The following is a 23660-nucleotide window of genomic DNA, read 5'->3' as shown; positions in this document are numbered from 1 at the left end:
TTAAAAGTACATTAATGGAGCAAGTGGTGGAGGTAATGTTTCTCCACCTAATAATGCGACTCCAGTATACGGAGTTGCTGTAATTAATGGAGATAATGTAAATTTACGAAGTGGACCATCTTTACAGTCTAGTGTAATTCGCCAATTGAATCGTGGCGAATCATATGAAGTTTGGGGAGAACAAGATGGATGGCTCGGCTTAGGGACAAATCAGTGGGTATATAATGATTCAAGTTATATTCAGTATAAACATTATGTGGCAACTATTACTGGCGATAATGTGAATCTGCGAGACGCTCCATCATTAAACGGGAATGTTATAAGACAGTTACATCATGGCGAATCATATCGAGTATGGAGTAAGCAAGGTGGATGGTTTTGCTTAGGGACAAATCAATGGGTATACTATGATTCAAGTTATATTCAATATGGTGTGCAATAAAGTGAAATTTTATTGATGAGGATTGTCCACACTGATTATTGGACAATTGACCAGTACCAATTGTTTTTTACCAGCAGTCTTACTATAAAAAGGTATCTTACTTGAGGTGCCTTTTTATAAAAAAATATAATTTTTATAAAGTGTATATTAAAAGCATAGTATAATATAATCGATATATTTATAAAAATAATCGGAAATGAAATAAAGGAGAAAAAACATGGAGTATGTGCTAATAGGTGGAATTTTAATATTATTAGCTGCAGTGTTTGTACTGTTTTATAAAAATAAACAGTTGGAATCAGAGAGTCAGCAAGTAGAATTTGAAAAGAAACAAGCGATTGAAACGTATGAAAGTGAAATTGCAGCTACGATTACAGAGCATAAAGAACAACAAAGTACTTTAAAGAATATGGAACAGAAAAAATATAATGATTTACAAGTGAGTACAGCTAGAGAACTTGAAAATATGCGTATGATGAAAAATCAACTAGCTGTTCAACATAGTAAAGAACGCAGTGAAATGCAAGATAGGCATAGTAATGAACTACATATGTTTCAAAATTTAATTGCAGATTTACGAGAGTATGCCAAAAATAGTGCTGAAGTGAATACACATGAAACATTACATTATATGAAACGAGGTTTTGTTGAACAAGGAATCATACTAGAAGATGAGTTTCATATTATACCGAACGTTTTTATGAGAAGTAATAAATATAGAAATAAACGTGAAATAAACGATAATCGAATCCATCACCTCATCTTATGCAAAACTGGCATTTATCTAATTGAGACGAAAGAATGGACAGGGAAATTAATCCATGGCTTAACGAGAGAAAATGCGGGTATATATTCATTTATGATTGATGAAATCGGCAAGTATCAATATGAAATTGAAAAAGAAGAGACATTTGAATTTATTACGGATGGAAATTCATTAACTTTGCAAGTAAGAAATGAAGGGAATCCAGCATATAAAGCGAAAAAATTAGCTCAAACTGTATATAATTATTTGGAAGGAATACAAGTAGATATTGTAAAGGAAAAAGTGAAACCGGTTGTATATTTTGAAAATGAGAGTGGCAAAGAAGTTATCGATCTTTCTAATGAAAAATTGCCGAGATTAAAAGATAAAGAGCAAATTGTAACGTTTTTCAGAAATGAAATTTTAACAGGTAAAGTAATATATACAGCACAAGAACTACAAAAGATTAGAGATATAATTGGCCAGATGAATTATGTTACGAAGTGAAAAGTAAAGTGAGACTTTAGTCAGTGAGGGTATCCATCCTACGCTGACAATTAGTTATACCAATTGGGCTTTTACGGGCAAACTAATTTCCACTTAATTTCTTTTCTGTACGGCCGAATTTTGAGGTGTGAGTCATACTGAGCGTAAATAGCGGGATAAAGTAGGTGTGCTGGGTGAAGGAAGGTAAAAGTTCTATATTGTGGGGGATATTGTACATTTATTTTTGTTTGTATATATTAATGTACATTGCGTTTATTATCGTTATTGATATGGTTCATGTGTCATTGAGCGTAATGAGTGTTTTGGTAGTAGGAATACCGTTTATTTTATTAGTTATTATTCAAAAGTTTATCTTACTTGTTTCGGAAAGGCATAATAAAGATAAGAAACAACTGTTCACAGTAATGATGGTGGGTCTCATTCCATTAATAGTGTGCACTGTACAATTAAGTATAAATGAATATACTTCAAACTTTAATCAGAATCGGTGGTTAAATTATGAAGAAAAACGGGTACATATGGTAGATGATCTATTACAGCAGTATAAATTGATAGGGAAATCCAATGATGAAATTATAAAATTGTTGGGGGCCCCTACGGAAACAAGAAGTTTGGAAGAGGGAATTACTGCTTTGTATTATCTTGGGAATGAACGTGGTTTCATTTCTATAGATAGTGAATGTCTTGTGTTGCAATTTGATAGAGATGGTAGGGTTATAGACTATAAGGTGCAACGAGATTGAAATAGTGAGAGGAAGAAGCTATACCTTTTATAGCTTCTTTTCTATATTCCAATATAGAAAAAGTAGGCAAATAGTAGTCATTCCTATCTATACGAATGAGGTAGAGTTTGTTATATTGTAAATGGCTATCTAGTTTAGAAGTTTACTAGATAGGATTAAATTTTTAGATTAGGGAGGGAAGTTAACACGAATTTTGATATAAGCGTGTTAAATAATTAGTATGAAAAAAGGATTTTATAATGTTTTAGCTGCATCAATTGTATTTAGTTTGGTAACGATTCCAAGTTCTTCCTATGCCGACACAGTAGAAAAGACCGTAACAATTTCAACTGACGAGCAAGCTTTAAAAAGTATTGAAACCCATATGAAAGATGAAGATGGGCGTGGAGAGGACAAAGGAATAACAAATGAAGCGCAAGGAGATTTTCTTGTACATATAATAAGTTCAACACCTTTATATGATTCTGCTGATTTACAAAAAGCGACAGGTGTTCAGATTTCAAATCAAGTAGTGAAAGCTGAGAAACGAAAAGGAAACGCTTACTATGTTGAAACATCATCTGGAGCTGGATGGATACAAAATAGTGAAGGAAATGTAGAGGTTAAGGGAATTTATCACTTATCAAACGAACAGTTAGTAATTAATGAAGAAACAGCTACATATTCCGCACCATTCAATTCATATAAAGAAGAGAAAGTATTACAGCCGCAAACAATTATCGCTATTGGACAAGCTGGAGAGTGGTTCCAAGTCCAAATAGATAATGAGGTGAAATGGATTTATTCACCTTCAGCAAAATTTGAGGGTACCAAAGCATCTCTTATTCAAAGCACAACCCCAACTCGTAAGAAACGTGAAGCGGTTATGTATGCAGCACCATCAGCAGAGAAAACAACGGATATTTACGGTGTACCATTAAAGGAAATGATTGTACCGACAGGAAATGAAAATATTCGTCCAGGCTATGCGATGAAACCAAAATACATTACAATTCATGAGACAGATAATTATAGTGTTGGAGCAAATGCTAGAAACCATGCACAATATTTATACAGTCAAGCAACAGGAACGACTGATCGTTCGGCATCTTGGCATTTTACAGTAGATGATAAAGAAATTTATCAACATCTACCATTAAATGAAAATGGCTGGCATGCTGGAGATGGAGCAGAAGGAACTGGTAATAGAGAATCAATTGCTATTGAAATTGCTGTCAACCAAGATGGTGATTATAATAAAGCTGTGGAAAATGCTCGCAAACTAGCGGCTTATTTAATGGGGGAATTAAATATTCCTTTAGAAAATGTGAAAAAACATCAATTTTGGAGCGGGAAAAATTGTCCGGCTATTATGATAAAGAATAATGCATGGGAACCATTCTTACAGGGAACAAAAGCTTATTATGATGCAAATCATAAAGATGATATTACAGGCGGTTGGTATGAAGCGGATATTCGTGAATTAAATAAAAGAGGTATTATGGTTGGAGATGGAAATGGTTCTTATTGGCCTGAGCGTCTTGTAACACGCGGGGAATTTGCGAATTTAGTTTCAAGATCATTACAATTACCAGAGGGGAAATCGAATTTCAAAGATTTAAACACAGCGCATCCATCGCTAGTAGATGGTATTAATCGTGCAGCTAGTGCTGGGATTATAAGTGGACGAGGAAATGACCTATTTGCACCGAATGATACGATTAAACGTGATGAAGCTGTCATTATGATTGATCGAGCGTTACAATACAAAAATATTAAGGGTAATTTAGTTCAATTACCATTCACGGATCAAAATTTAGCGTATGATAAGCAAGCTGTTCAACGTGTTTATGGGCTTGGAATTGTAAAAGGAAATGAGAACAATGAGTTTATGCCGAAAGGTTCCGCAACACGTGGAGAATCAGCAGCATTTATTAATAGAATGTTAAAAGTAATAGAGAGTAAATAATAGAAAGGCATTCGCTTTAGCGAGTGCTTTTTTATTTTTCAATATGTTATAGAAAGGGGATGTGAATTTTGACTGGAATAAGGAATGAAAGCGGAGGTGATGCATATATTTAGATGCATTGAGTAGTCTTTTGTAATTTTGTATAAAATGAAAAGGAGGTAAGACGGTGAAAAAGATACCGACTGATGTCCTGAGTAAGGAATTGATGGAAAGAGAAGGGGTTATATCTATTACAGTGAATGAATTTGAAAAGATAGAAGTGGCAGGAGTAGTTGTCTCTGGTCCAGCTGTTATTTTAATTAATCAAGATTAAGTACATATTATCAATAAAGAAAAGTAGTAAGAGCATCCGTTTAGGATGCTTTTTATTTGTATGAAAGAGAGGATATATTAGATAATTGGGGTACTGGAGGGGGATTATGTGGCAATTATTACAACGATGTTATTAATGGGTGTTTTATTAGGATTTGTTGGAGCGGGAGGAGCAGGATTTATCATCGCGATACTTACTCTAGTATTCCACATCCCTATTCATGTTGCGCTTGCAACATCTTTAACTGCTATGGCATTTACGACATTATCCGGAGTAGTAAGTCATTACCGAGAAGGGAATGTTGTGCTTGTAATAGGCGGGATTGTTGGGGGATTCGGAGCAATTGGCTCCTTTATTGGTTCAAAGTTTGGTTCGCTAATACCAGCGAATCTTCTACACTGGTTTACAGCGGGGATGTTATTTTTATCTGCAATTTTTATGTTTATTCGTTTGATTATGTTTCAAAACAGGGAGCAGTCGTCTTTAAAAGGGCATAAAGAACTTTCGAATGATAACTTGATTAAATGTATATGTCTCGGACTGGTTACTGGAATGTTAGCTGGTTCATTTGGGATTGGTTCAGCACCCTTTATCCAACTCGGATTAATGGTTCTATTAGGTTTAACGATTCGGCAATCTGTAGGGACGACAATGCTTGTTATATTACCAATCGCAATTGGAGGGGGATTTGGATATAGTTCGGAAGGGTATTTAGATTATGTATTATTAGTACAAGTTTTAATTGGGACAATGTTAGGAGCATATATAGGAGCTAAGTTTACAAATTATGCACCTCGCATACTTCTAAGGTTTTCGATGATTATGACACCGATATTAGCTGGATGTATGTTGTTAGTCTAGTAAAAAGAATATATAGAAAACTATTAATATGTTTTACGAATGAATTATGTAAGTAATTCATATTTCCCATATAAAAGGATTTGCTTTAATATAATGAGTGTAAAGTTCGAGTATTCGAAGTATTACTTGAATTATATCCCTATCCCTTTTCTAAAAATGCGAACAAGTTTTGCCCTATTCTATTCAATAGTTTATTGTATAGAAATATATTGTTCGATGACCATTATGGAACGCACATAATGGAAAAATCCCGATCCTTAAAGAGGATGCCCCTAATCTTCATGTGAAAATATGATCGGATGAAAGCTGGCCAATTTATGGTCAGCTTTCTTTTGGTTCAATAAGTAATTCTTCTCTAATCTCTGTTTGTAATAATAAAGTTTTTCCAAAGCGGCGTTTGCACTCAGCTCTTACCTTTTGAATTGCCAGTAGCTGAGAAGTGGCGGGCACTGTGACAATGGCTTGCCGAGGTTTTCGATTTTCTTCACAAAAGACACACTCCACAACATATTTAGAAATCATACTTTCATCCTTCCATATTGAATTTCTAAGAAGGGACTGCTCATGAAGTTGATGTAATCTTTCGTCATCTTTTTACTTTTTTCCTCTTTTTTTCAAGGATAAATATAAAGAAAGATTGAAATTTAGTATGGGGGGAGATGGGATGAAAAGATGGATTGGTACGGCAGCTATATGTATGAATGAAAAGAATGAATTTTTAATGGTACTACAAGGAAAAGTAGATGAAGAGAAACGATGGACTGTGCCAAGCGGGGGACAAGAAGAGGGAGAAACACTTGAAGAGTGTTGTGTTCGTGAAGTATGGGAAGAAACGGGGTATGAAGTAGAAATTATAGAAAAACTATGCGAAAAGAAAGGGGTAACGTATGGGGTACCAGTTCATGTGCATTACTATATTGTAAAGTTAATAGGCGGTAACATGAAAATACAAGACCCCGATGAGTTAATACATGAAATAGATTGGAAAGGAATAGATGAAGTGAAAGAATTACCTTTATCTTTTCCAGAGGATCAAGAGCTTTTAAATAAATACATAAATGAAAAAGCAAGTGTTTAAACACTTGCTTTTTTAGTGTAACCAAGATAAAAAAAGTGGAACGATAACTAAGCTAGCGCCGGCTGTTAAAAGCATTGATAAACTTGCAATTGTACCTTCTACAGGACCGATTTCAAATGCTTTTGACGTTCCGGTTCCATTTGCGCTAGTACCTAGCATTATACCTTTAGCGAGCGCTGTTTTAATGCGGCATATGCGTATGAGAGAAGGGCCAAGTAATGCCCCAGTTAAGGCAGTTAATACGACAAAAACTGCTGTTAATTGTGACATGCCACCAATCATTTCTGAAATAGCCATTGCAATAGGTGTCGTTACAATATGTGGTGCTAAACTATGTTCTATTGATGAATCAATTTGAAAAAAATTAGCTAGTAGTGCTGAAGTAATAACTGATAGAAAAGAACCGACAATGACATTAATTAAAATAGCAGTTCCATGTTTTTTTAATAGATCAAAGTATTTATAGATTGGCCATGCGAAAGCAACCGTTGCAGGTTTTAACAATTCAGTTAGCCACTGACCGCCAGATTCATATGTTTCATAAGGTGTATCTAATCCGAGTAATAAGGCAATTAAAATGATTGGGCATACAAGAAGAGGAGAAAGTAAGCTCCAATTCCAGCGTTGATACATTTTTTTAGATACCCAATATGTGAATAGTGTTAATAGTAAACAAAGAAAGCCGATCATTGCGTTGATCCTTTCCGCTTTAATAGCAATTCTGTTAAAAGTCCTGTTACGAGAGTGACGCAAAGTGTACTAATCACGATAATTAAAATGAGATCGATTCCATATTGTGATAACGTATCTTTGTAACGAATGACAGCGACTGCAGAAGGGATGAAAAATAAAATAAGTTCTTTTAGTAAAAAGTCTGCACCGTCTTGTATCCATTCTTTTTTCACTATGTTAAATTTTAATGAGATTAATAATAAAAAAATACCGATTATACTTCCTGGAACTGGGAGGTGTGCCTGTTTTGCAATCCATTCACCTGTCCAAGCGAAACAAAATAATAATAATATTTGTCCGCTTAACTTCCACCATTTCATACAGTAACCACCTCTTTCTTTTTTTACATGAAAATTGTAAAAAAGAATTAACAATTTCTACTATACGTTCATTCAAAATGTTTGTCTAATATATAAATTATATGGTATTAATATATTAGATGTATTAATCGAAAGTGAAAAGGGTGTCCGAAATGGAATTACGGCATTTGCAATATTTTGTTGTAGTGGCAGAAGAGTTACACTTTGGACGAGCAGCTGCTCGTTTACAAATGACACAACCACCACTTAGTCAACAAATTCAGCAATTAGAAAAAGAAATGGGAGTTATGTTATTTTCAAGAACGAAGAGAAAGGTTGAATTAACAGAAGCGGGAGAAATGTTTTTAAAAGAAGTGAAAAAAGCGTTTGAACAAATCGAAAAAGCAGTAGAAGTTGCACAAAGTGCACAAAGGGGAGAAGTGGGATCACTTTCAATTGGTTTTGTAGGTGCGGCGATATATGATATTTTACCGTCAATCGTTCGAGAATATAGAAAGAAATTTCCGAGAGTGTCTGTTGCATTGCATGAATTGTCAACACCGGATCAGGTGCATGCACTTCATGATAATCGAATTGATATTGGATTTTTACGTCCACCAATTCCAACGCAATTACTTGAGTTAGAACCAATTCAAAAACTTTCGTGTACGTTATGTTTACCGAAGGCACATCCACTTGCTGAAAAGGATGAAATACATATCGAAGATTTAAGAGATGAACCGTTCGTATTTATTACGAGACCGGTATGGCCGGCGTTATATGATACAATTTTATCGCTTTGCCGCGATGTAGGTTTTAGTCCACAAATTGTACAAGAAGCAACGGAGTATCAAACTGTCATGGGTCTTGTAGCAGCAGGTATTGGAATTACGGTAATACCTGTATCAGCAAATAAGTTGTATAAAACAGAAGTGGTATATAAGGAACTATGCGACTCTAATTTTGTGGCAGAAATGTCGGTAGCTTACAAAAAAATGAATAGTAATCCAGAGCTGTTAGAGTTCTTAAAAATTGCAAGAGAGAAAAAAAGGATTGAAGTGGAAGATGCGAGAGTTGAGTAATTGATGGAGTATAGGGCATTCATGATAATTAAGTTATATAAAGATTCACCTCGTTAAACAAAAGGTGGAAGTGCAATTAAAGTGCATTTCCACCTTTTGTTTCTTTTTTATGTTCAACTATAAAGAGGTAAACATGTCCGTTTTCTAGGACTAAAGGCTTAGTAAAGATTCCGATTGTAGTGCGATGTTTAAAATGTCATATTTTTATACACTAGTAGTATAGAGTACGTATGTTATGAAGTAAGGTAGGGGAAGAAATTTATGTCTTTATTTCGGTTGGCGAGAAAAAATATACAAACATTTGCTACCAAAAGGTTAAAACAATTTATGTGGATTGCTATGAATACAATGATTTGTTTTTTTATGATATCATTCCGATTCAATGAAACTGTAGTAAGTAAAGCAGGATATACACCTATATTTGTGAAGTGGTTTTATGCGATGTTTTTATTTGTAGTTTTTGTGTGTATTTTCATTACTTATAAAATGACAGCATCTCTTTTACAGGTAAGAAGAGAGGAGTTTAAATCGTATGAAGTAGTGAATATGACGAGAAAAGAAATGTTTTGTTTATTATGTCAGGAGCAATTATTAACTTATGGAGGGGCTTTTGTTTTTGGATTAATTCATGGCATGTTATTTTTGAAATTATTTACTATTATTTTTATGAAAGCAGTAGGAATCCAAGGAGTAACAAATGCTCCGATTACGATGTATGCGATAGTGGTAACAGCAGTTGTTATGATAATCGTCATTATAATATCAATGTGGCAATGTTGTAGATTTACACAAAGGCTAAAGGGTGAAAAGTCACACGAAACGAGGAGAAAGGCATGAGAAATCATGGCTTTTTCTTCATTTATAAATTCCAACAACCATCCTGGACTGAATTTATCGTTCAAGATGGAAATATTATAAAACAAAACATTTTCGTGGAAGCAAGTAAATATTACATTTTATCTTGGTTACCAACTCTTGTGTATGCGGCATTTGCCTTTATGCTTTCCGTTTTAACGAGATCAAGTGGAGGAGCAATCGGTATGTCTTTATTTCTGGCTTTATCAGGAGGAATAGCACTAATTCCAGCGGCGAGATATGAATGGGCGAAATATTTATTGCCAGCGAATACAGATTTATATGGGATTTTGAAGAGTGGAAGCCTTATTAATGGGGTAACATTCCCATTTGCTTCTTGTATGTTATTGCCATACCTTTTTGTATTTTTAGGGATTTCCTATACTGTATTTTTAAAACGAGATTTAACAGCATAAGAAAAAGCCGTTAAGGAGAACTTAACGGCTTTTTGTTTGTGATAATTGATGAATAGCTTCTTCGGATAATAAGGCGAAATACTCTGCACTAATAGGCAATGCTTTTTCATCTACTGTAAAAGCAGGATGATGCCATTCATGTGTACCATTTGTGCCCATAAAGACGAATGAACCTGGTGTTTCTTGTTGGTAAAAAGAAAAATCTTCTCCTGCCATGGATGGGTTAGGAGAGATAACGTTTAGATTCATTTGATCTGCAATCTGGATAGATAAAGCAGTGAGTACTTTATCGTTTTGAACAGCAGGAGGGCCTGGATAAAACCGGAATTCTGTTTTTACACCTAGTGCATCAGAAACGCCTTTAATAATACGTTCCATTAATGCCGGAATCTTTTCGCGTGTTTCAGCTTGGAATGTACGAACAGTTCCTTCTAACGTAGCTTTTTCAGGAATAACGTTCCACGTATTCCCTGAATGAATGTTTGTTACACTTACGACGGCGTTATGAGAAGAATTAATATTGCGGCTTACAATTGTTTGCAGTGCCATAACGATTTGAGAGGATGCAACGATAGGATCCACGCCCGCATCAGGTACAGCAGCATGTGTTCCAACACCGTGGATTTCAATTTCAAATCGATCTACTCCAGCCATCAGTGGACCTTCTTTAATACCGATTGTACCTACTGGTAAATCAGGTTTATTATGCATACCAAAGATGGCTTGTACATTCTTTAAATGTCCAGCTTCAACAACTTTACATGCTCCGTTTCCACTTTCTTCAGCAGCTTGGAATATAAAGCGAACAGTTCCGTTAAGGGAAGATTCTTTTTCTTTTAATAAGTAAGCTGCTCCCAACATAGCAGCTGTATGAAAATCATGCCCACAAGCATGCATTTTACCATGTATTTTTGAAGTGTATGGAAGGTCTGTTTCTTCCTGGATAGGAAGGGCATCAATATCTGCACGAAGAGCTACAACTGGACCGTTTTTATTACCAGAAATTTCAGCGATAATTCCTGTTTCTAAATTGGAATCAATAATAGTAATATTAGCTTCTTCTAACCAATTTTTTATCGCTTTTGTCGTTTCAAATTCTTCGTACGATAGTTCTGGGTATTCGTGTAAATGTCGACGAATAGAAATAAGTTTTTCTGTTAATTGATTTGGAATGGATGCCACTTATTATACCCTCTTTCTTAAATGAAATATTTGTATTCATTATATAATACTCTAATAAAAGAGAGGATTCTCAAATGAAAATCCTCTCTCGTTTATGCGGCAACTTTTTTATGAGTATGCTGTTTTCTATAACGTCCACGCATTGCATATGCAATTTGCGGGATTGCGATACCGATTAAAATAAGTGATACACCGAACCATTGTGAAGAAAGCACAGCTTCTTTTAAAACGAATACAGACATAATTGTTGTAACAGGTAGTTCGGCTGCACCAAGAATAGTCGCTAGACCAGAGCCGATTTTTGGAATGCCGATTGTAAAGGCAATGGACGGAATAACGATACTAAATGTTCCTAATCCTAAGCCGTATTTCCAAAGGCCTTGAGAAATTGCCCCGTTAAAAAGAAATGTTGGCGGGAATACGATCATAACTAAAGTTAAAGCACCAGCCATTAAAAGAACACCACGTGGTAATGAAGGTACTTCAACAGCAACTTTACCACTTACGAAAATGTATGTTGCAAATGTAATAGCAGATAATAAGCCTAACATGATTCCAGTCGTATCGAAATCACCTGCTGATTTTTCTAATAACCCGCTTGATAAAAATGTACCTGCAAGTAAGAAAATAACCGAAATTACTTTTTCTTTTGAAGGCAATGTTTTCGTTGCGACTGCCTCAATGATAATCCCAACCCAAACGAACTGGAATAAAAGTATAATTGCAATAGAAGCTGGTACAGTTTTTAAAGAAGCGTAATAAAAAATTCCAGTAAAACTTGCAGACGTTCCTGCGACGAATAAAATTAACATTTGTTTTAGTGGAACACGATGTCTAGAAATTAGAAGTGTAATAGCAAGTAAAATAATCCAACCGAACAAATACTGGCTACCAATTACCTCTCCAAGTGAAAATCCTTCTGCATATGCAAGTTTAACAAAAATAGCTAAAACCCCATAACTACACGCTCCTAATAAAACTAAAAGAGAATAACGAAGCATGAAAAATTCCTCCCCATCTATATGAAACTATTCCGTAACGGACATATATAACTAGAGGGAAGTATACAAAATTAAAAATGTAGGGTCAAATAAAAGAAAAGTGTGACATTTTATAGAATAATAATAAAAGTATGATATTTATGCATAATCTTGAAATTAATAATAATGGAAGTATTGTAAAATCAGCTTTGTATTGTATAAAGACAGCATTTTTAAAAAATATTTTTTAATGTCAATATGTGTGTAATCAATCGCAATGTGCTAATGATTTGAGAAACTATGGAACCTTTGTTATGTTAGTAACAATTAGAAAGAGTTTCAAAATTCGATTGAGATTTTTCTATATAATAGAAGGAAATGAAAACGTTTTATTAGAAAGTGTGTGAAAGTGTAGTTTTACTCATTGTCATGTTGGAAAAGTTAGTTCATGAATTGTCCATAGCATTTTTATTTGTTTTTGCTACAATATTGAGGAGGAGAGGAGTGGAATAATGCAAGATATTAGTATATTTTTAGCGTTTGGCGCAGGGTTTTTATCATTTATTTCCCCATGTTGCTTACCGCTTTATCCGGCATTTTTATCATACATAACAGGTATGTCGGTTTCTGAATTGAAAGAAGAAAATGCAATGCTTCGCAAAAGAAGTATGATACATACAGCGTTTTTCTTACTTGGATTTTCAATTATATTTATTGCAATTGGATTTGGTACAAGTTTTATCGGAGGAATCTTTACGGACTATAAAGATTTAATTAGACAGTTAGGTGGTATATTTATCATCGTGTTCGGACTTATTATTGTCGGTGTGTTTAAGCCGAAGTTTTTAATGCAAGACCGTAAATTTACTTTTAAAAACCGTCCGAGTGGTTATTTTGGTTCAGTTCTAATTGGATTAGCATTTGCTGCAGGATGGACACCTTGTACAGGGCCCATATTAGTGTCTGTAATTGGATTAGCTGCAACAAATCCAGAATCAGCAATGGTTTACATGATCGCCTACATACTTGGATTTGCTATCCCATTTTTCCTGCTTTCATTCTTTATTACGAAAATGTCTTGGATTAAAAGAAATAGCATGACATTCATGAAAGTCGGAGGATACATTATGATTGTCATGGGGGTCTTCCTGTACTTTAACTGGATGACGAAAATTATCGTATATTTCTCAAGTTTATTTGGTGGTTTTACCGGTTTCTAGTATTATTCCGTGAAAATGTTGGAAATACTAACGGAAAAGCATATAATGAAATTATATTTTGCGTATAGCCACAAAAAAAGGATGAGAAAATATGAACATAGTCGTTTTATCAAGTATCGTTGCTGTTTGTATGGCCGTTGGTGCGATGTTTATTCGTTTAAAAGCAGCTAAGAAACCTGCAACTTTGAAAAAAATTATACTCCCACCGTTTTTTATGAGCACGGGAGCATTGATGTATGTTTTTCCTGAATTTCGATTAACTCCGGCAGAAATGTTAGAAGCAATTGGTGTCGGTTTGTTTTTCTCTATTTTTCTTATTAAAACATCTAAGTTTGAAATACGCGGGCAAGAGATTTATTTGAAACGTTCAAAAGCATTTGTATTTATTTTAATTGGATTACTTGTAGTGCGTATCGTATTTAAAACGTATTTAAGTCAATCTCTTGATTTAGGACAACTTAGCGGCATGTTCTTCTTACTAGCGTTCGCAATGATTGTTTCATGGAGAATTGCAATGTACCGTTCCTTTACGAAATTACAGAAGGAAATGGAAAAAGAAGATGGTTTTTATAACGAAAAAGATATGAAGCTAACTTGAAAACTGTATATGTATAAAATAAAAAAGACAGCGTCAAAGGCGCTGTCTTTTTTATAGAAAATAATGTGAAGTTACTTTGCGATTAAAGATTTGTAGTTTGAATAATCAATCTTTTTCTCTTGTAATTTTTTAATTAAAAATTTATGATCGCGCTTCGGTGTGGCAACGATATATCCTTTTATAATTAAATCTTGTGTAATTTTTGGAGCGTTTTCCTGTATTGCAAGTTCACCAATTTTACCAGCAATCTTTGATTTGGCAACGTCACGAAATAGTTCAGGAACGGGACTCACTAGTTCTTCTAATAATTGTTTTTGTTCGTCATCCCATAAATGTCTAGTTTTATTAATATAGTGCTCTTCCCAATCTAAAATGGACATACCGTCTTCTTTCGGTAAACGTTTTAGGAATTTTCTGAACATGAAATATCCACCAATAGACATAAGTCCTAATAATACAACAGTCCAAACGACTATAAACCAACTAAACCATCCTTCAAGCAATTGTATGCCCCCTTTAACGATAGAAGTAGTTTTTATTTATATTATAAGCAGTCAGATTAATAGAAAGCAAGAACGCTTGATCATTTTGACCAAGCGTTGTGATTTAAACGAAGTATAGTTGTTCAACACGTAAAATATCATTGTCGTCTTCTACATATTCAATGATAAGTGTGCCAACCTTACGATCCTTATCTTCAGTTGTGAAAATAGAGTAAGAAGTAAAACGTGTTGTTGATAAGCCGCTTATATGTGTAGGTAAAGAAATGTAGTCGTTATCGCGGAAGAATTCCATCAGTTCAACATCTTCAAATTCTTTTCGATCAACTTGTTTGTTTGTATATTGGCGTTGAAGTTGTTTTAAAGATTCATTCCAAGAAATTGCTTTTGTGTCGTATACCATTGTTCTATCTCCTTACTGTATGTAATTATTAAGAACATACGTTCTATGCTAGTATACTCTTTTTATAAGAAAAGTGGAAGCAAAAAATAATGTAAGCTTGGAAATCCAAGCTTACATATAAATGCGTTCATAATCATCTCTATTTTTCATTATAAGTCAGATGGGAATAGGAAACAAGATGATAAGTATTTTGTTGATAGTTTTCAAAATTCTATATATTATAAAATTAGTTTACTATGAGGGAAAAGGAATGAGAGGTATGACTTATGTAATTTCACTTCAAGGACCGATGGCAAGTGGAAAAACAACATTGGCTAAAAGGTTAGAGCAATATGGCCTTTCGGTTATATATGAAAATCCATATCCAATTGTAGAAAAACGAAAAGAATTGAATTTAGATATGAACTCAAAAGAAGGGTTTATTACAAATCAAAAAATGTTTATTGAAGCAAAAATAAAGGAATTTCAAAATGTGAAAGGTTCGGTCATGATTTTTGATCGTGGGCCGGAAGACATTGAATTTTATACACTATTTTATTCGACGATTATAGGAGAAGAATGGGATATAGAAACCGAATTAAAAGATGAATTGTATAAATTAAGAGAATGTCGTTCGGATGCAATTTTTTATTTAGATGTTTCAAAAGAGAATGTATATGATAGAAAAAAGAATGATATAACAAGAAATCGAAGGACATTTGAGGAACAATTTAAATTAGTAGAAACCGAAAAAGAATGGTATAAAAAATTTCCTGTAACTTATGTGGACACGAATACATTATCAGTGAACGAATTAGAAGCATATTTTATGGAATGGTTAAGGGAGAAAGGAATATGAAAAAAATACTTTTATTCGTATACCCAACATTTGCGGAGTTTGAAATTACGGTAGCAACGGCATTACTGAAAAATAATTATGAGATTATTACAGCGGGTTTAACGAAAGAAATGATTATAAGTGAAACAGGCTTACAAGTACAGCCGCATATAGAATTAAATGAAGTGTGTGTAGAAGAGTTTGAGGGGATTCTTATTCCAGGAGGAGACGAAGTATATTTGAAAGATGCAGAACTGCTCTTTTCAGTTATTCGTCAATTTCATGAACAAGAAAAATTAGTGGCAGCAATTTGCGCTGGTCCGTATGCGTTAGCAAAAGCAGGTTTATTTAAAGAAATCTCTTATACAGTGACGATAGATTATCAAAAATTAGATTGTTTTCCAGTCGGAAATTTTGTGTATACAGAAGTTGTACAGCACTCAAATATTATTACAGCACAAGGACATGCATTTGTACCATTTGGAATAGCGATTGCCTCTTATTTTGGGGTAGCGAATGAACATAATACAAATTTTTATCGTGGAAATGGCAATATAACGATGGAGAAACTTTTAGCGGAAAATGTGTAAAAGCTAGCAAATGCTAGCTTTTTTCCTTTTTACATCGATAAATCGCTAACGTTTTCGGATCGTTCCATATACCGTCATGAAGAGTTAATTCATTTTCTATTTCTTTTTTCAACCAGTCCTTCATTTCGGCGTGAAGGTATATATTATCAGGTATATTCAGAGACGGAAACATGCTAGAAATATAGTTTACGATTGGAGTGGCATGATGAAAAATAAGTGCATTATGAATAATTGTTTCTTCAACAGTTGAAAAAACAGATTGTAATAGCTCTTTACCATTTTCTAAACAAAATGGAGCTGCGGATGGTGATGTTTTTGGTAAATCAAATGCAACTAACATTTTGTTACACATTTCATCTATACGAGGTAATGAAACTTTAGAATTTGTTGTAGCTAAAAGGGCGCCGCCGGGACGAATTACTTTATGGAATCCTTGAATTGTTTTTTCGACATCTTTCATGTGATATAACATATGCCTTGCGACTATCCAGTCATAACAATTAGCTTCGAAAGGAAGTTTACTAGCATCACCCAGTTTCCATTCAATTATGCTATTCTTTATTGCAGCTTCGGAAAGCATAGTTTCCGATTGATCAAAACCGGTTAGATGTCCTGTATGACCATTCGTTTGCAAAAGGGAAAGAAATTTTCCGTTAGCGCACCCGACCTCTAATATTTTTTCTTTCCCTTGGAGTTGTAAATGTTCAATGACGACTTCATCTATATTCACTCGTTTCTTTTCAAAATGTTTATGCGTATCGATACGTGTTTGTAAATGGTTGCTTACGTTGTATTGGCGTTTTACATCATTCATTTTTTCATATTCCACCTTCGTGCAAAATTGCTGGATCGCATGTGTTAATACGTCTGTTTTATTTAAACCTTCGTAATGGAGTGCCGCTTCAAATCTTTCAAGTAATTTTTCTTCAATTCGAAAATGAATATCTTTTCGCTTCGCCACTGAAATCTCGCTCCTTTGCATCTGTTAGTGCGACTATAGCACGCTTGAAAAATTTGTGTAAATAATTTGTGTACACAAATTGGAGAAAATTAAAAAATTATTTGAATCATCATTTAAACTATTGACGATTTAAACGTTTTCATATATTCTTAAATTAAGTAATATTCAAATAATTCAAAAGAAATGAGAGAGTCACATGCTTCTTCAAGGAACACATCGAATTGGTCGGATGGCCATGCTGTTGGCACTTGCGGATGAGAATGAAAGCCCTGTATTATCTATTCCAAAAGGTTGGAAATATTGTACGGGGAAAGTGGGTTCGATGAATTCGCAAAAAGTTGTAGCAGCAATGGAAACAGCGGCTAAGAGCAACCAAGTTATTGAAACAGACGTTTACAGAGAAACACATGCACTTTATCATGCAATAATGGAAGCTTTGTACGGAGTGACGAGAGGTCAAATTCAGTTAGCAGACGTTCTTCGTACAGTGGGACTTCGTTTTGCAATAGTGCGCGGTACACCATACGACGGGAAAAAAGAAGGCGAATGGGTTGCTGTTGCGCTTTATGGAACGATTGGTGCGCCTGTAAAAGGATCTGAGCATGAGGCGATTGGTTTAGGAATTAATCACATATGATTTGCCCATAGTCTATTAGTTAGAAGGGGGCCTTGCTTTTTAGGACAGAAGTCTGTCTTAAAAAGGTAAGGTCCCCTTTTGCTTTTTTTAAGGAGGAAAAATGATGATTACGTTAACAGGACACACATTGACAGTTGAAGAAATGAAGAGGTTGTTACTTGAAGGTGAAGGTGTAACAGCTTGCCCAAATAGTATGCAAAAGGTAGCGGAGTGCCGCGAAGTAGTTGAGAAAATTGTAGAAGATGGAAAAGTTGTTTACGGTATTACAACTGGATTTGGAAAGTTTAGTGATGTGCTTATTCAAAAAGATGATGTAAAGGCACTTCAGCACAATTTAATTCAATCACATGCGTGCGGGATAGGTGATCCATTCCCAGAAGAAGTATCACGCGGTATGTTAATTTTACGAGCTAATACGATGTTAAAAGGAGTGTCTGGCGTTAGACCACTTGTTGTAAATATGCTTCTTGAGTTTGTAAATCGCAAAATTCATCCAGTCGTTCCGCAACAAGGGTCACTAGGAGCGAGCGGTGATTTAGCACCTTTATCTCATCTTGCTCTCGTTTTATTAGGTGAAGGTGAAGTGTTCTACAAGGGAAAACGAGTTCATGCGATGATTGCTCTTACAGAAGAGGGGCTTGAACCTATTGAATTAGAAGCGAAAGAAGGTCTTGCGTTAATCAATGGTACGCAAGCGATGACAGCGCAAGGAGTTCTTTCTTATATAGAAGCAGAAGCAACGGCTTATCAAGCTGAATTAATTGCTTCTATGACAATTGAGGGATTACGCGGCATTATTGATGCATTTGATGAAAATGTTCATAAAGCACGTGGTTATAAAGAGCAAGTGGAAGTAGCAAGTAGAATTCGTGACGTTCTTCATGATAGTAAACTTGTGACAAAACAAGGGGAACTTCGTGTACAAGATGCATATTCACTTCGCTGTATCCCGCAAGTGCACGGTGCTTCTTGGCAAGTTTTAAATTATGTGAAAGAAAAATTAGAAATCGAAATGAATGCAGCGACAGATAATCCACTTATTTTTGATGGTGGGGAAAAAGTAATTTCAGGTGGTAACTTCCACGGACAACCGATTGCATTTGCGATGGATTTCTTAAAAGTAGGAATGGCGGAACTTGCAAATATTTCAGAGCGCCGAATTGAGCGCCTAGTAAATCCGCAATTAAATGACTTACCACCATTTTTAAGTCCAGAACCAGGACTTCAATCTGGTGCAATGATTATGCAATATGCAGCGGCTTCGCTCGTTTCTGAAAATAAAACGTTAGCACATCCGGCGAGTGTAGATTCAATTCCATCGTCAGCTAACCAAGAAGATCACGTAAGTATGGGAACAATCGCTTCACGTCATGCGCATCAAATTATTCAAAATGTAAGACGTGTTCTTTCAATTGAGATGATTTGTGCGATGCAAGCAGCAGAGTATCGTGGTATTGAAAACATGAGTACAGTGACGAAAGCGTTCTATCATCAAGGCCGTCAGCAAGTGCCTTCTATTACAAATGACCGCATATTCTCAACGGATATTGAAAATATCGCGCATTGGTTAAAAGCGAACTATTCAATAAAAGAAAGATTAGATGTAAACGCAGCAATATAAAACGAGAAAAGGGAGAGATTGAAATGGAAAAAGTAAAACAAACAATTCGTGCGCAAAGAGGTACTGAGTTACAAACGAAAGGATGGGTTCAAGAAGCTGCACTTCGAATGTTAATGAACAATTTAGACCCTGAAGTAGCTGAAAAACCAGAAGAATTAGTTGTATATGGCGGAATTGGCCGTGCAGCTCGTAACTGGGAAAGCTACAATGCAATTGTAGATTCATTGAAAACGTTAGAAAGTGATGAAACGTTACTTGTTCAATCAGGAAAGCCGGTTGCAATTTTTAAATCACATGAAGATGCACCTCGCGTTCTTTTAGCGAACTCAAACTTAGTACCGAAGTGGGCGAACTGGGATCACTTCCGTGAACTAGAGAAAAAAGGCCTTATGATGTACGGACAAATGACAGCGGGTAGCTGGATTTACATTGGAACACAAGGGATTTTACAAGGAACATATGAAACATTTGGTGAAGCGGCACGTCAACATTTCGATGGTTCATTAAAAGGTACATTAACACTTACTGCTGGTTTAGGTGGTATGGGTGGTGCACAACCTCTTGCTGTAACGATGAACGGCGGTGTTGTAATTGCTATTGATGTTGATAAGCGCAGCATCGATCGTCGTATCGAAAAGAGATATTGTGATATGTATACAGAATCTTTAGAAGAGGCATTAACTGTTGCGAACGAGTATAAAGAGAAGAAAGAACCAATTTCAATTGGATTATTAGGAAATGCAGCAGAGATTTTACCAGAACTAGTGAAGCGCAATATTACGCCAGATTTAGTTACGGATCAAACATCTGCTCATGATCCATTAAACGGTTATATTCCAGTAGGTTATACATTAGAAGAGGCTGCGAAACTTCGTGAAGAAGATCCAGAACGTTACGTACAATTATCAAAAGAAAGTATGAAAAAACATGTGGAAGCAATGCTTGCAATGCAAGAGAAGGGCGCGATTACATTTGATTATGGAAATAACATTCGCCAAGTTGCTTTCGATGAAGGATTAAAAAATGCTTTCGATTTCCCAGGATTCGTTCCAGCATTTATCCGTCCGTTATTCTGTGAAGGAAAAGGACCATTCCGCTGGGTAGCTCTTTCTGGTGACCCAGAAGATATTTATAAAACAGACGAAGTTATTTTACGCGAGTTCGCGGATAATGAGCATTTATGTAATTGGATTCGTATGGCTCGTCAGCAAGTTGAGTTCCAAGGTCTTCCATCACGTATTTGTTGGCTTGGTTATGGAGAGCGTGCAAAATTTGGCCGCATCATTAATGAAATGGTGGCAAATGGTGAATTATCGGCACCGATCGTTATCGGTCGTGACCATTTAGATTGCGGATCTGTAGCATCTCCAAACCGTGAAACAGAAGCGATGAAAGACGGTAGTGATGCAGTAGCAGACTGGCCAATTTTAAATGCATTAATTAACAGTGTAAACGGTGCGAGCTGGGTATCTGTTCACCACGGTGGTGGCGTTGGTATGGGTTATTCACTTCATGCTGGAATGGTTATTGTTGCAGATGGAACTGAAGCAGCAGCAAAACGTATTGAACGCGTATTAACTTCTGACCCTGGTATGGGTGTTGTTCGTCACGTTGATGCAGGATATGACTTAGCTGTTGAAACAGCGAAAGAAAAAGGCGTTAACATTCCAATGATGAAATAAGGGGGAAGAAACATGCTGGACACTTTACTAATAAATATCGGTCAATTACTAACAATGGATCAAGAAGATGGCTTGTTAAGACGGGAAGCGATGAACACGCTTCCTGTTATTGAAAACGGTGCTGTTGGAATTGAAAACGGCGTAATTACTTTCGTTGGAACAGCGGAAGAAGCAAAAGGATTACAAGCGAAAGAGGTTATTGATTGCGGCGGGAAAATGGTTTCTCCTGGTCTTGTTGATCCGCATACGCATCTTGTATTTGGTGGATCTCGTGAAAATGAAATTGCGCTGAAATTACAAGGAGTTCCGTACTTAGAAATTTTAGAACAAGGCGGAGGTATTCTTGCGACTGTAAATGCAACGAAACAGGCATCGAAAGAAGAACTTGTTCAAAAAGCTAAATTCCATTTAGACCGTATGCTATCTTTCGGTGTGACAACTGTAGAAGCGAAAAGTGGTTACGGATTAGATGATGAGACGGAATGGAAACAATTAGAGGCAACTGCACAATTACAAAAAGAGCATCCAATCGATTTAGTTTCAACATTTTTAGGTGCTCATGCAGTTCCGAAAGAGTACAAAGGAAAATCAAAAGAATTTTTACAATGGATGCTAGATTTATTACCAGAAATGAAAGAGAAGCAATTAGCTGAGTTCGTTGATATTTTCTGTGAAACAGGCGTGTTCTCTGTAGAAGAATCAAAAGAATTTTTATTAAAAGCGAAAGAACTTGGCTTTGATGTGAAAATTCATGCAGATGAAATCGACCCTCTTGGTGGTGCTGAAGCAGCGGCTGAAATTGGTGCAGCATCAGCGGACCATTTAGTTGGCGCTTCTGATAAAGGAATTGAAATGCTTGCAAATTCTAATACAGTAGCAACATTATTACCAGGAACAACTTTTTATTTAAATAAAGAAAGTTTCGCACGTGGACGCAAAATGATCGATGAAGGTGTTGCGGTTGCTTTAGCTACAGATTTTAATCCAGGTAGCTGTCCAACTGAAAACATTCAGCTTATTATGAGCATTGCGATGCTGAAACTGAAAATGACACCAGAAGAAGTTTGGAATGCGGTAACAGTTAACTCTGCTCACGCAATTAATCGTGGTGATGTAGCGGGGAAAATTAGAGTTGGTCGTAAGGCAGATTTAGTTTTATGGGATGCTTATAATTATGCTTACGTACCGTACCATTACGGCGTTAGTCATGTAAATACAGTATGGAAGAATGGTAATATCGCATATACAAGAGGTGAACAATCGTGGAGCACGGCCACTATTTAAAGAAGAATGCAAAGTTTATCGATCGTGAAGTGACGAAATGGAGCGAAATGATTAAAGATTGGGAGGAAGGCGTAGAAATATTCGGTGCTGCCTTAATTGGAGCACCTCTTTCTAAACCATCCATTAGTCATTCAGGGGCATGTTTTGCACCGAAAACGATTCGTTCAATGTTAGATGCATATAGCACATATGCAATTACAGAAGAACACGACATGAAAGAAAGTGTCTTGTATGATTGCGGTGATATTACGATGCATGTTACAGATATAAAAGAAAGTCATAATCGAATCGCGAAAACAGTTGGTCACTTAACGAAAGTGAATCCGAAAATGATACCAATCGTTCTTGGTGGTGACCATTCTATTAGTTTTCCAAGTATAAGTGGTTTTGCAAATAGTAAAGGAAAGGTCGGTATTATTCAATTTGATGCCCATCATGATTTACGTAATTTAGATGATGGCGGCCCATCAAATGGTACACCGTTCCGTAGTTTACTAGAAAATGATGTCATTACAGGAAAACAACTCGTTCAAATTGGGATTCGTAATTTTTCAAATGCACGGGCGTACCATGAATATGCAAAAGAGCATGGCGTGACTGTGTATACAATGAAAGATGTAAGAGAGCGAGAAATAAAAGATATTATTACAGAAAGTATTGAAGTATTAAGAAAACAAGGCGTGACTTCTATTTATATTTCTCTTGATATGGACGTATTAGACCAAGCGTTTGCGCCAGGTTGTCCAGCAATCGGCCCTGGAGGAATGGATAGTACGACTTTACTTGATGCGATTGAATTCCTTGGAAAAGAGCCGCTCGTTCAAGGGATGGATATTGTAGAGATTGATCCAACTCTTGATTTTAGAGATATGACAAGCCGAGTAGCGGCGCAAGTTATTATGAGCTTCTTATTAGCGAGGGAAACGATTAGTAAGCAGGTTAGTATATAAGCGAAGGATCGTATGTGTGAAGTTTTAAAGTAAATGTTTTTGTCTTTCATGTTGCGCATTATATAAAAAATACATCACTACTTATATGTAGTGATGTATTTTTTATTTTATAAGGTATATAAAATTGGAGGAAATGGATGTGAAAAGTTAACAAAATTGCGGGTTTTTTAATGTTTTTGTGCAGTTTAAAATTTTTGGTGAAAATAAATTGACA

25 protein-coding genes and 2 pseudogenes are annotated in these 23660 nt (G+C 35.6%); 19 read left to right on the top strand and 8 right to left on the bottom strand.

The genetic code is table 11. The features are described 5' to 3' along the window. Positions 1-13 precede the first annotated feature (13 nt). The 6 genes and pseudogenes from ACTFQM_RS13455 to ACTFQM_RS13430 all read left to right on the top strand — a co-directional run. Positions 14-442, top strand: a pseudogene (locus ACTFQM_RS13455) (SH3 domain-containing protein); the annotation flags it as partial. Positions 443-659: 217 nt separating this feature from the next. Continuing rightward, positions 660-1694 (top strand): nuclease-related domain-containing protein, encoded by a 1035-nt coding sequence (locus tag ACTFQM_RS13450; RefSeq protein WP_440034790.1) that lies wholly within the window; start codon positions 660-662, stop codon positions 1692-1694. A gap of 173 nt (positions 1695-1867) precedes the next feature. Next, on the top strand, positions 1868-2437 hold the full coding sequence (locus ACTFQM_RS13445; protein WP_440034788.1) for a hypothetical protein: 570 nt from the start codon (positions 1868-1870) through the stop codon (positions 2435-2437). 220 nt (positions 2438-2657) lie between these two features. Next, complete coding sequence (locus tag ACTFQM_RS13440; protein ID WP_071718119.1) at positions 2658-4385, top strand: S-layer homology domain-containing protein; 1728 nt, start codon at positions 2658-2660, stop codon at positions 4383-4385. Positions 4386-4551: 166 nt separating this feature from the next. Then, positions 4552-4698, top strand: coding sequence for a BC1881 family protein (locus tag ACTFQM_RS13435; protein WP_002172944.1), 147 nt, complete (start codon positions 4552-4554; stop codon positions 4696-4698). Positions 4699-4806: 108 nt separating this feature from the next. Further along, complete coding sequence (locus tag ACTFQM_RS13430) at positions 4807-5559, top strand: sulfite exporter TauE/SafE family protein (RefSeq protein ID WP_002172943.1); 753 nt, start codon at positions 4807-4809, stop codon at positions 5557-5559. A 321-nt stretch (positions 5560-5880) separates the two neighbouring features. Here the strand turns inward: ACTFQM_RS13430 and ACTFQM_RS13425 are convergent, their stop codons facing one another. Then, positions 5881-6081, bottom strand: a complete 201-nt coding sequence (locus ACTFQM_RS13425) for a DUF3903 domain-containing protein (RefSeq protein ID WP_071718118.1) — start codon at positions 6079-6081, stop codon at positions 5881-5883. A 142-nt stretch (positions 6082-6223) separates the two neighbouring features. Here ACTFQM_RS13425 and ACTFQM_RS13420 point away from each other — a divergent pair, with 142 nt between their 5' ends. After that, the gene (locus tag ACTFQM_RS13420) at positions 6224-6637 is read left to right on the top strand and encodes an NUDIX hydrolase (protein ID WP_048371463.1); all 414 of its coding nucleotides are present in this window, start codon (positions 6224-6226) and stop codon (positions 6635-6637) included. Positions 6638-6649: 12 nt separating this feature from the next. On the opposite strand, the gene ACTFQM_RS13415 is transcribed toward ACTFQM_RS13420, so the two are convergent. Both ACTFQM_RS13415 and ACTFQM_RS13410 read right to left on the bottom strand, forming a co-directional pair. Beyond that, positions 6650-7327, bottom strand: a complete 678-nt coding sequence (locus ACTFQM_RS13415; RefSeq protein WP_002172940.1) for an LrgB family protein — start codon at positions 7325-7327, stop codon at positions 6650-6652. Next, positions 7324-7689: a CidA/LrgA family holin-like protein gene (locus ACTFQM_RS13410; protein ID WP_000872360.1), complete on the bottom strand. Its 366-nt coding sequence runs from the start codon at positions 7687-7689 to the stop codon at positions 7324-7326. Before ACTFQM_RS13410 ends, ACTFQM_RS13415 begins: the two co-directional genes overlap by 4 nt. 152 nt (positions 7690-7841) lie before the next feature. Between ACTFQM_RS13410 and alsR the strand changes: the two genes are divergently transcribed. The 3 genes and pseudogenes from alsR to ACTFQM_RS13395 all read left to right on the top strand — a co-directional run. After that, positions 7842-8750: an acetoin biosynthesis transcriptional regulator AlsR gene (alsR, locus tag ACTFQM_RS13405; protein WP_440034785.1), complete on the top strand. Its 909-nt coding sequence runs from the start codon at positions 7842-7844 to the stop codon at positions 8748-8750. Positions 8751-9011: 261 nt separating this feature from the next. Continuing rightward, entirely contained in the window at positions 9012-9587 is a 576-nt protein-coding gene (locus tag ACTFQM_RS13400; RefSeq protein ID WP_440034783.1) for an FtsX-like permease family protein, read from the top strand. 20 nt (positions 9588-9607) lie between these two features. Next, a pseudogene (locus ACTFQM_RS13395) lies at positions 9608-10021 on the top strand (ABC transporter permease); the annotation flags it as partial. Positions 10022-10042: 21 nt separating this feature from the next. Here ACTFQM_RS13395 and ACTFQM_RS13390 read toward each other — a convergent pair. Further along, on the bottom strand, positions 10043-11203 hold the full coding sequence (locus ACTFQM_RS13390) for a M20 peptidase aminoacylase family protein (RefSeq protein ID WP_440034782.1): 1161 nt from the start codon (positions 11201-11203) through the stop codon (positions 10043-10045). 92 nt (positions 11204-11295) lie between these two features. Further along, the gene (locus ACTFQM_RS13385) at positions 11296-12204 is read right to left on the bottom strand and encodes an EamA family transporter (protein ID WP_440034780.1); all 909 of its coding nucleotides are present in this window, start codon (positions 12202-12204) and stop codon (positions 11296-11298) included. Between the two features lie 491 nt (positions 12205-12695). Here ACTFQM_RS13385 and ccdA point away from each other — a divergent pair, with 491 nt between their 5' ends. Together ccdA and ACTFQM_RS13375 are read left to right on the top strand one after the other, a co-directional pair. Beyond that, positions 12696-13403, top strand: a complete 708-nt coding sequence (gene ccdA, locus ACTFQM_RS13380) for a cytochrome c-type biogenesis protein CcdA (protein ID WP_002172933.1) — start codon at positions 12696-12698, stop codon at positions 13401-13403. 91 nt (positions 13404-13494) lie between these two features. Beyond that, positions 13495-14001 (top strand): CcdC family protein, encoded by a 507-nt coding sequence (locus ACTFQM_RS13375; protein ID WP_001028639.1) that lies wholly within the window; start codon positions 13495-13497, stop codon positions 13999-14001. Positions 14002-14072: 71 nt separating this feature from the next. Here the strand turns inward: ACTFQM_RS13375 and ACTFQM_RS13370 are convergent, their stop codons facing one another. Both ACTFQM_RS13370 and ACTFQM_RS13365 read right to left on the bottom strand, forming a co-directional pair. Continuing rightward, positions 14073-14504, bottom strand: a complete 432-nt coding sequence (locus ACTFQM_RS13370; protein WP_071718113.1) for a DUF2621 domain-containing protein — start codon at positions 14502-14504, stop codon at positions 14073-14075. A gap of 103 nt (positions 14505-14607) precedes the next feature. Continuing rightward, positions 14608-14904: a hypothetical protein gene (locus tag ACTFQM_RS13365; protein ID WP_098475166.1), complete on the bottom strand. Its 297-nt coding sequence runs from the start codon at positions 14902-14904 to the stop codon at positions 14608-14610. A 250-nt stretch (positions 14905-15154) separates the two neighbouring features. On the opposite strand from ACTFQM_RS13365, the gene ACTFQM_RS13360 reads away from it, so the two are divergent. Next, a complete protein-coding gene (locus ACTFQM_RS13360) occupies positions 15155-15742 on the top strand; it encodes an AAA family ATPase (RefSeq protein ID WP_440034777.1) in 588 nt (195 codons plus the stop codon). Then, positions 15739-16311, top strand: a complete 573-nt coding sequence (locus tag ACTFQM_RS13355; RefSeq protein WP_440034776.1) for a DJ-1/PfpI family protein — start codon at positions 15739-15741, stop codon at positions 16309-16311. Before ACTFQM_RS13360 ends, ACTFQM_RS13355 begins: the two co-directional genes overlap by 4 nt. A 13-nt stretch (positions 16312-16324) precedes the next feature. Here ACTFQM_RS13355 and ACTFQM_RS13350 read toward each other — a convergent pair whose 3' ends face one another. After that, complete coding sequence (locus ACTFQM_RS13350) at positions 16325-17272, bottom strand: methyltransferase domain-containing protein (RefSeq protein WP_440034774.1); 948 nt, start codon at positions 17270-17272, stop codon at positions 16325-16327. Positions 17273-17468: 196 nt separating this feature from the next. Here ACTFQM_RS13350 and hutP point away from each other — a divergent pair, with 196 nt between their 5' ends. From hutP to hutG, 5 genes are all read left to right on the top strand, one after another. Beyond that, on the top strand, positions 17469-17909 hold the full coding sequence (hutP, locus tag ACTFQM_RS13345; protein WP_000926516.1) for a hut operon transcriptional regulator HutP: 441 nt from the start codon (positions 17469-17471) through the stop codon (positions 17907-17909). A 103-nt stretch (positions 17910-18012) separates the two neighbouring features. After that, the gene (gene hutH, locus ACTFQM_RS13340; protein WP_071718110.1) at positions 18013-19530 is read left to right on the top strand and encodes a histidine ammonia-lyase; all 1518 of its coding nucleotides are present in this window, start codon (positions 18013-18015) and stop codon (positions 19528-19530) included. 23 nt (positions 19531-19553) lie between these two features. Then, positions 19554-21212 (top strand): urocanate hydratase, encoded by a 1659-nt coding sequence (gene hutU / locus ACTFQM_RS13335; protein WP_178939158.1) that lies wholly within the window; start codon positions 19554-19556, stop codon positions 21210-21212. 12 nt (positions 21213-21224) lie between these two features. Next, the gene (hutI, locus tag ACTFQM_RS13330; protein WP_002172924.1) at positions 21225-22496 is read left to right on the top strand and encodes an imidazolonepropionase; all 1272 of its coding nucleotides are present in this window, start codon (positions 21225-21227) and stop codon (positions 22494-22496) included. Beyond that, positions 22475-23446, top strand: coding sequence for a formimidoylglutamase (gene hutG, locus ACTFQM_RS13325; protein WP_440034772.1), 972 nt, complete (start codon positions 22475-22477; stop codon positions 23444-23446). The genes hutI and hutG overlap by 22 nt, the downstream gene beginning before the upstream one ends. The last annotated feature ends 214 nt before the right edge of the window (positions 23447-23660 follow it).

The sequence above is a fragment of the Bacillus cereus group sp. MYBK30-2 genome, from assembly GCF_051915945.1.
GTDB lineage: Bacteria > Bacillota > Bacilli > Bacillales > Bacillaceae_G > Bacillus_A > Bacillus_A paramycoides.
This window is presented reverse-complemented; position numbering and strand designations above follow the sequence as displayed.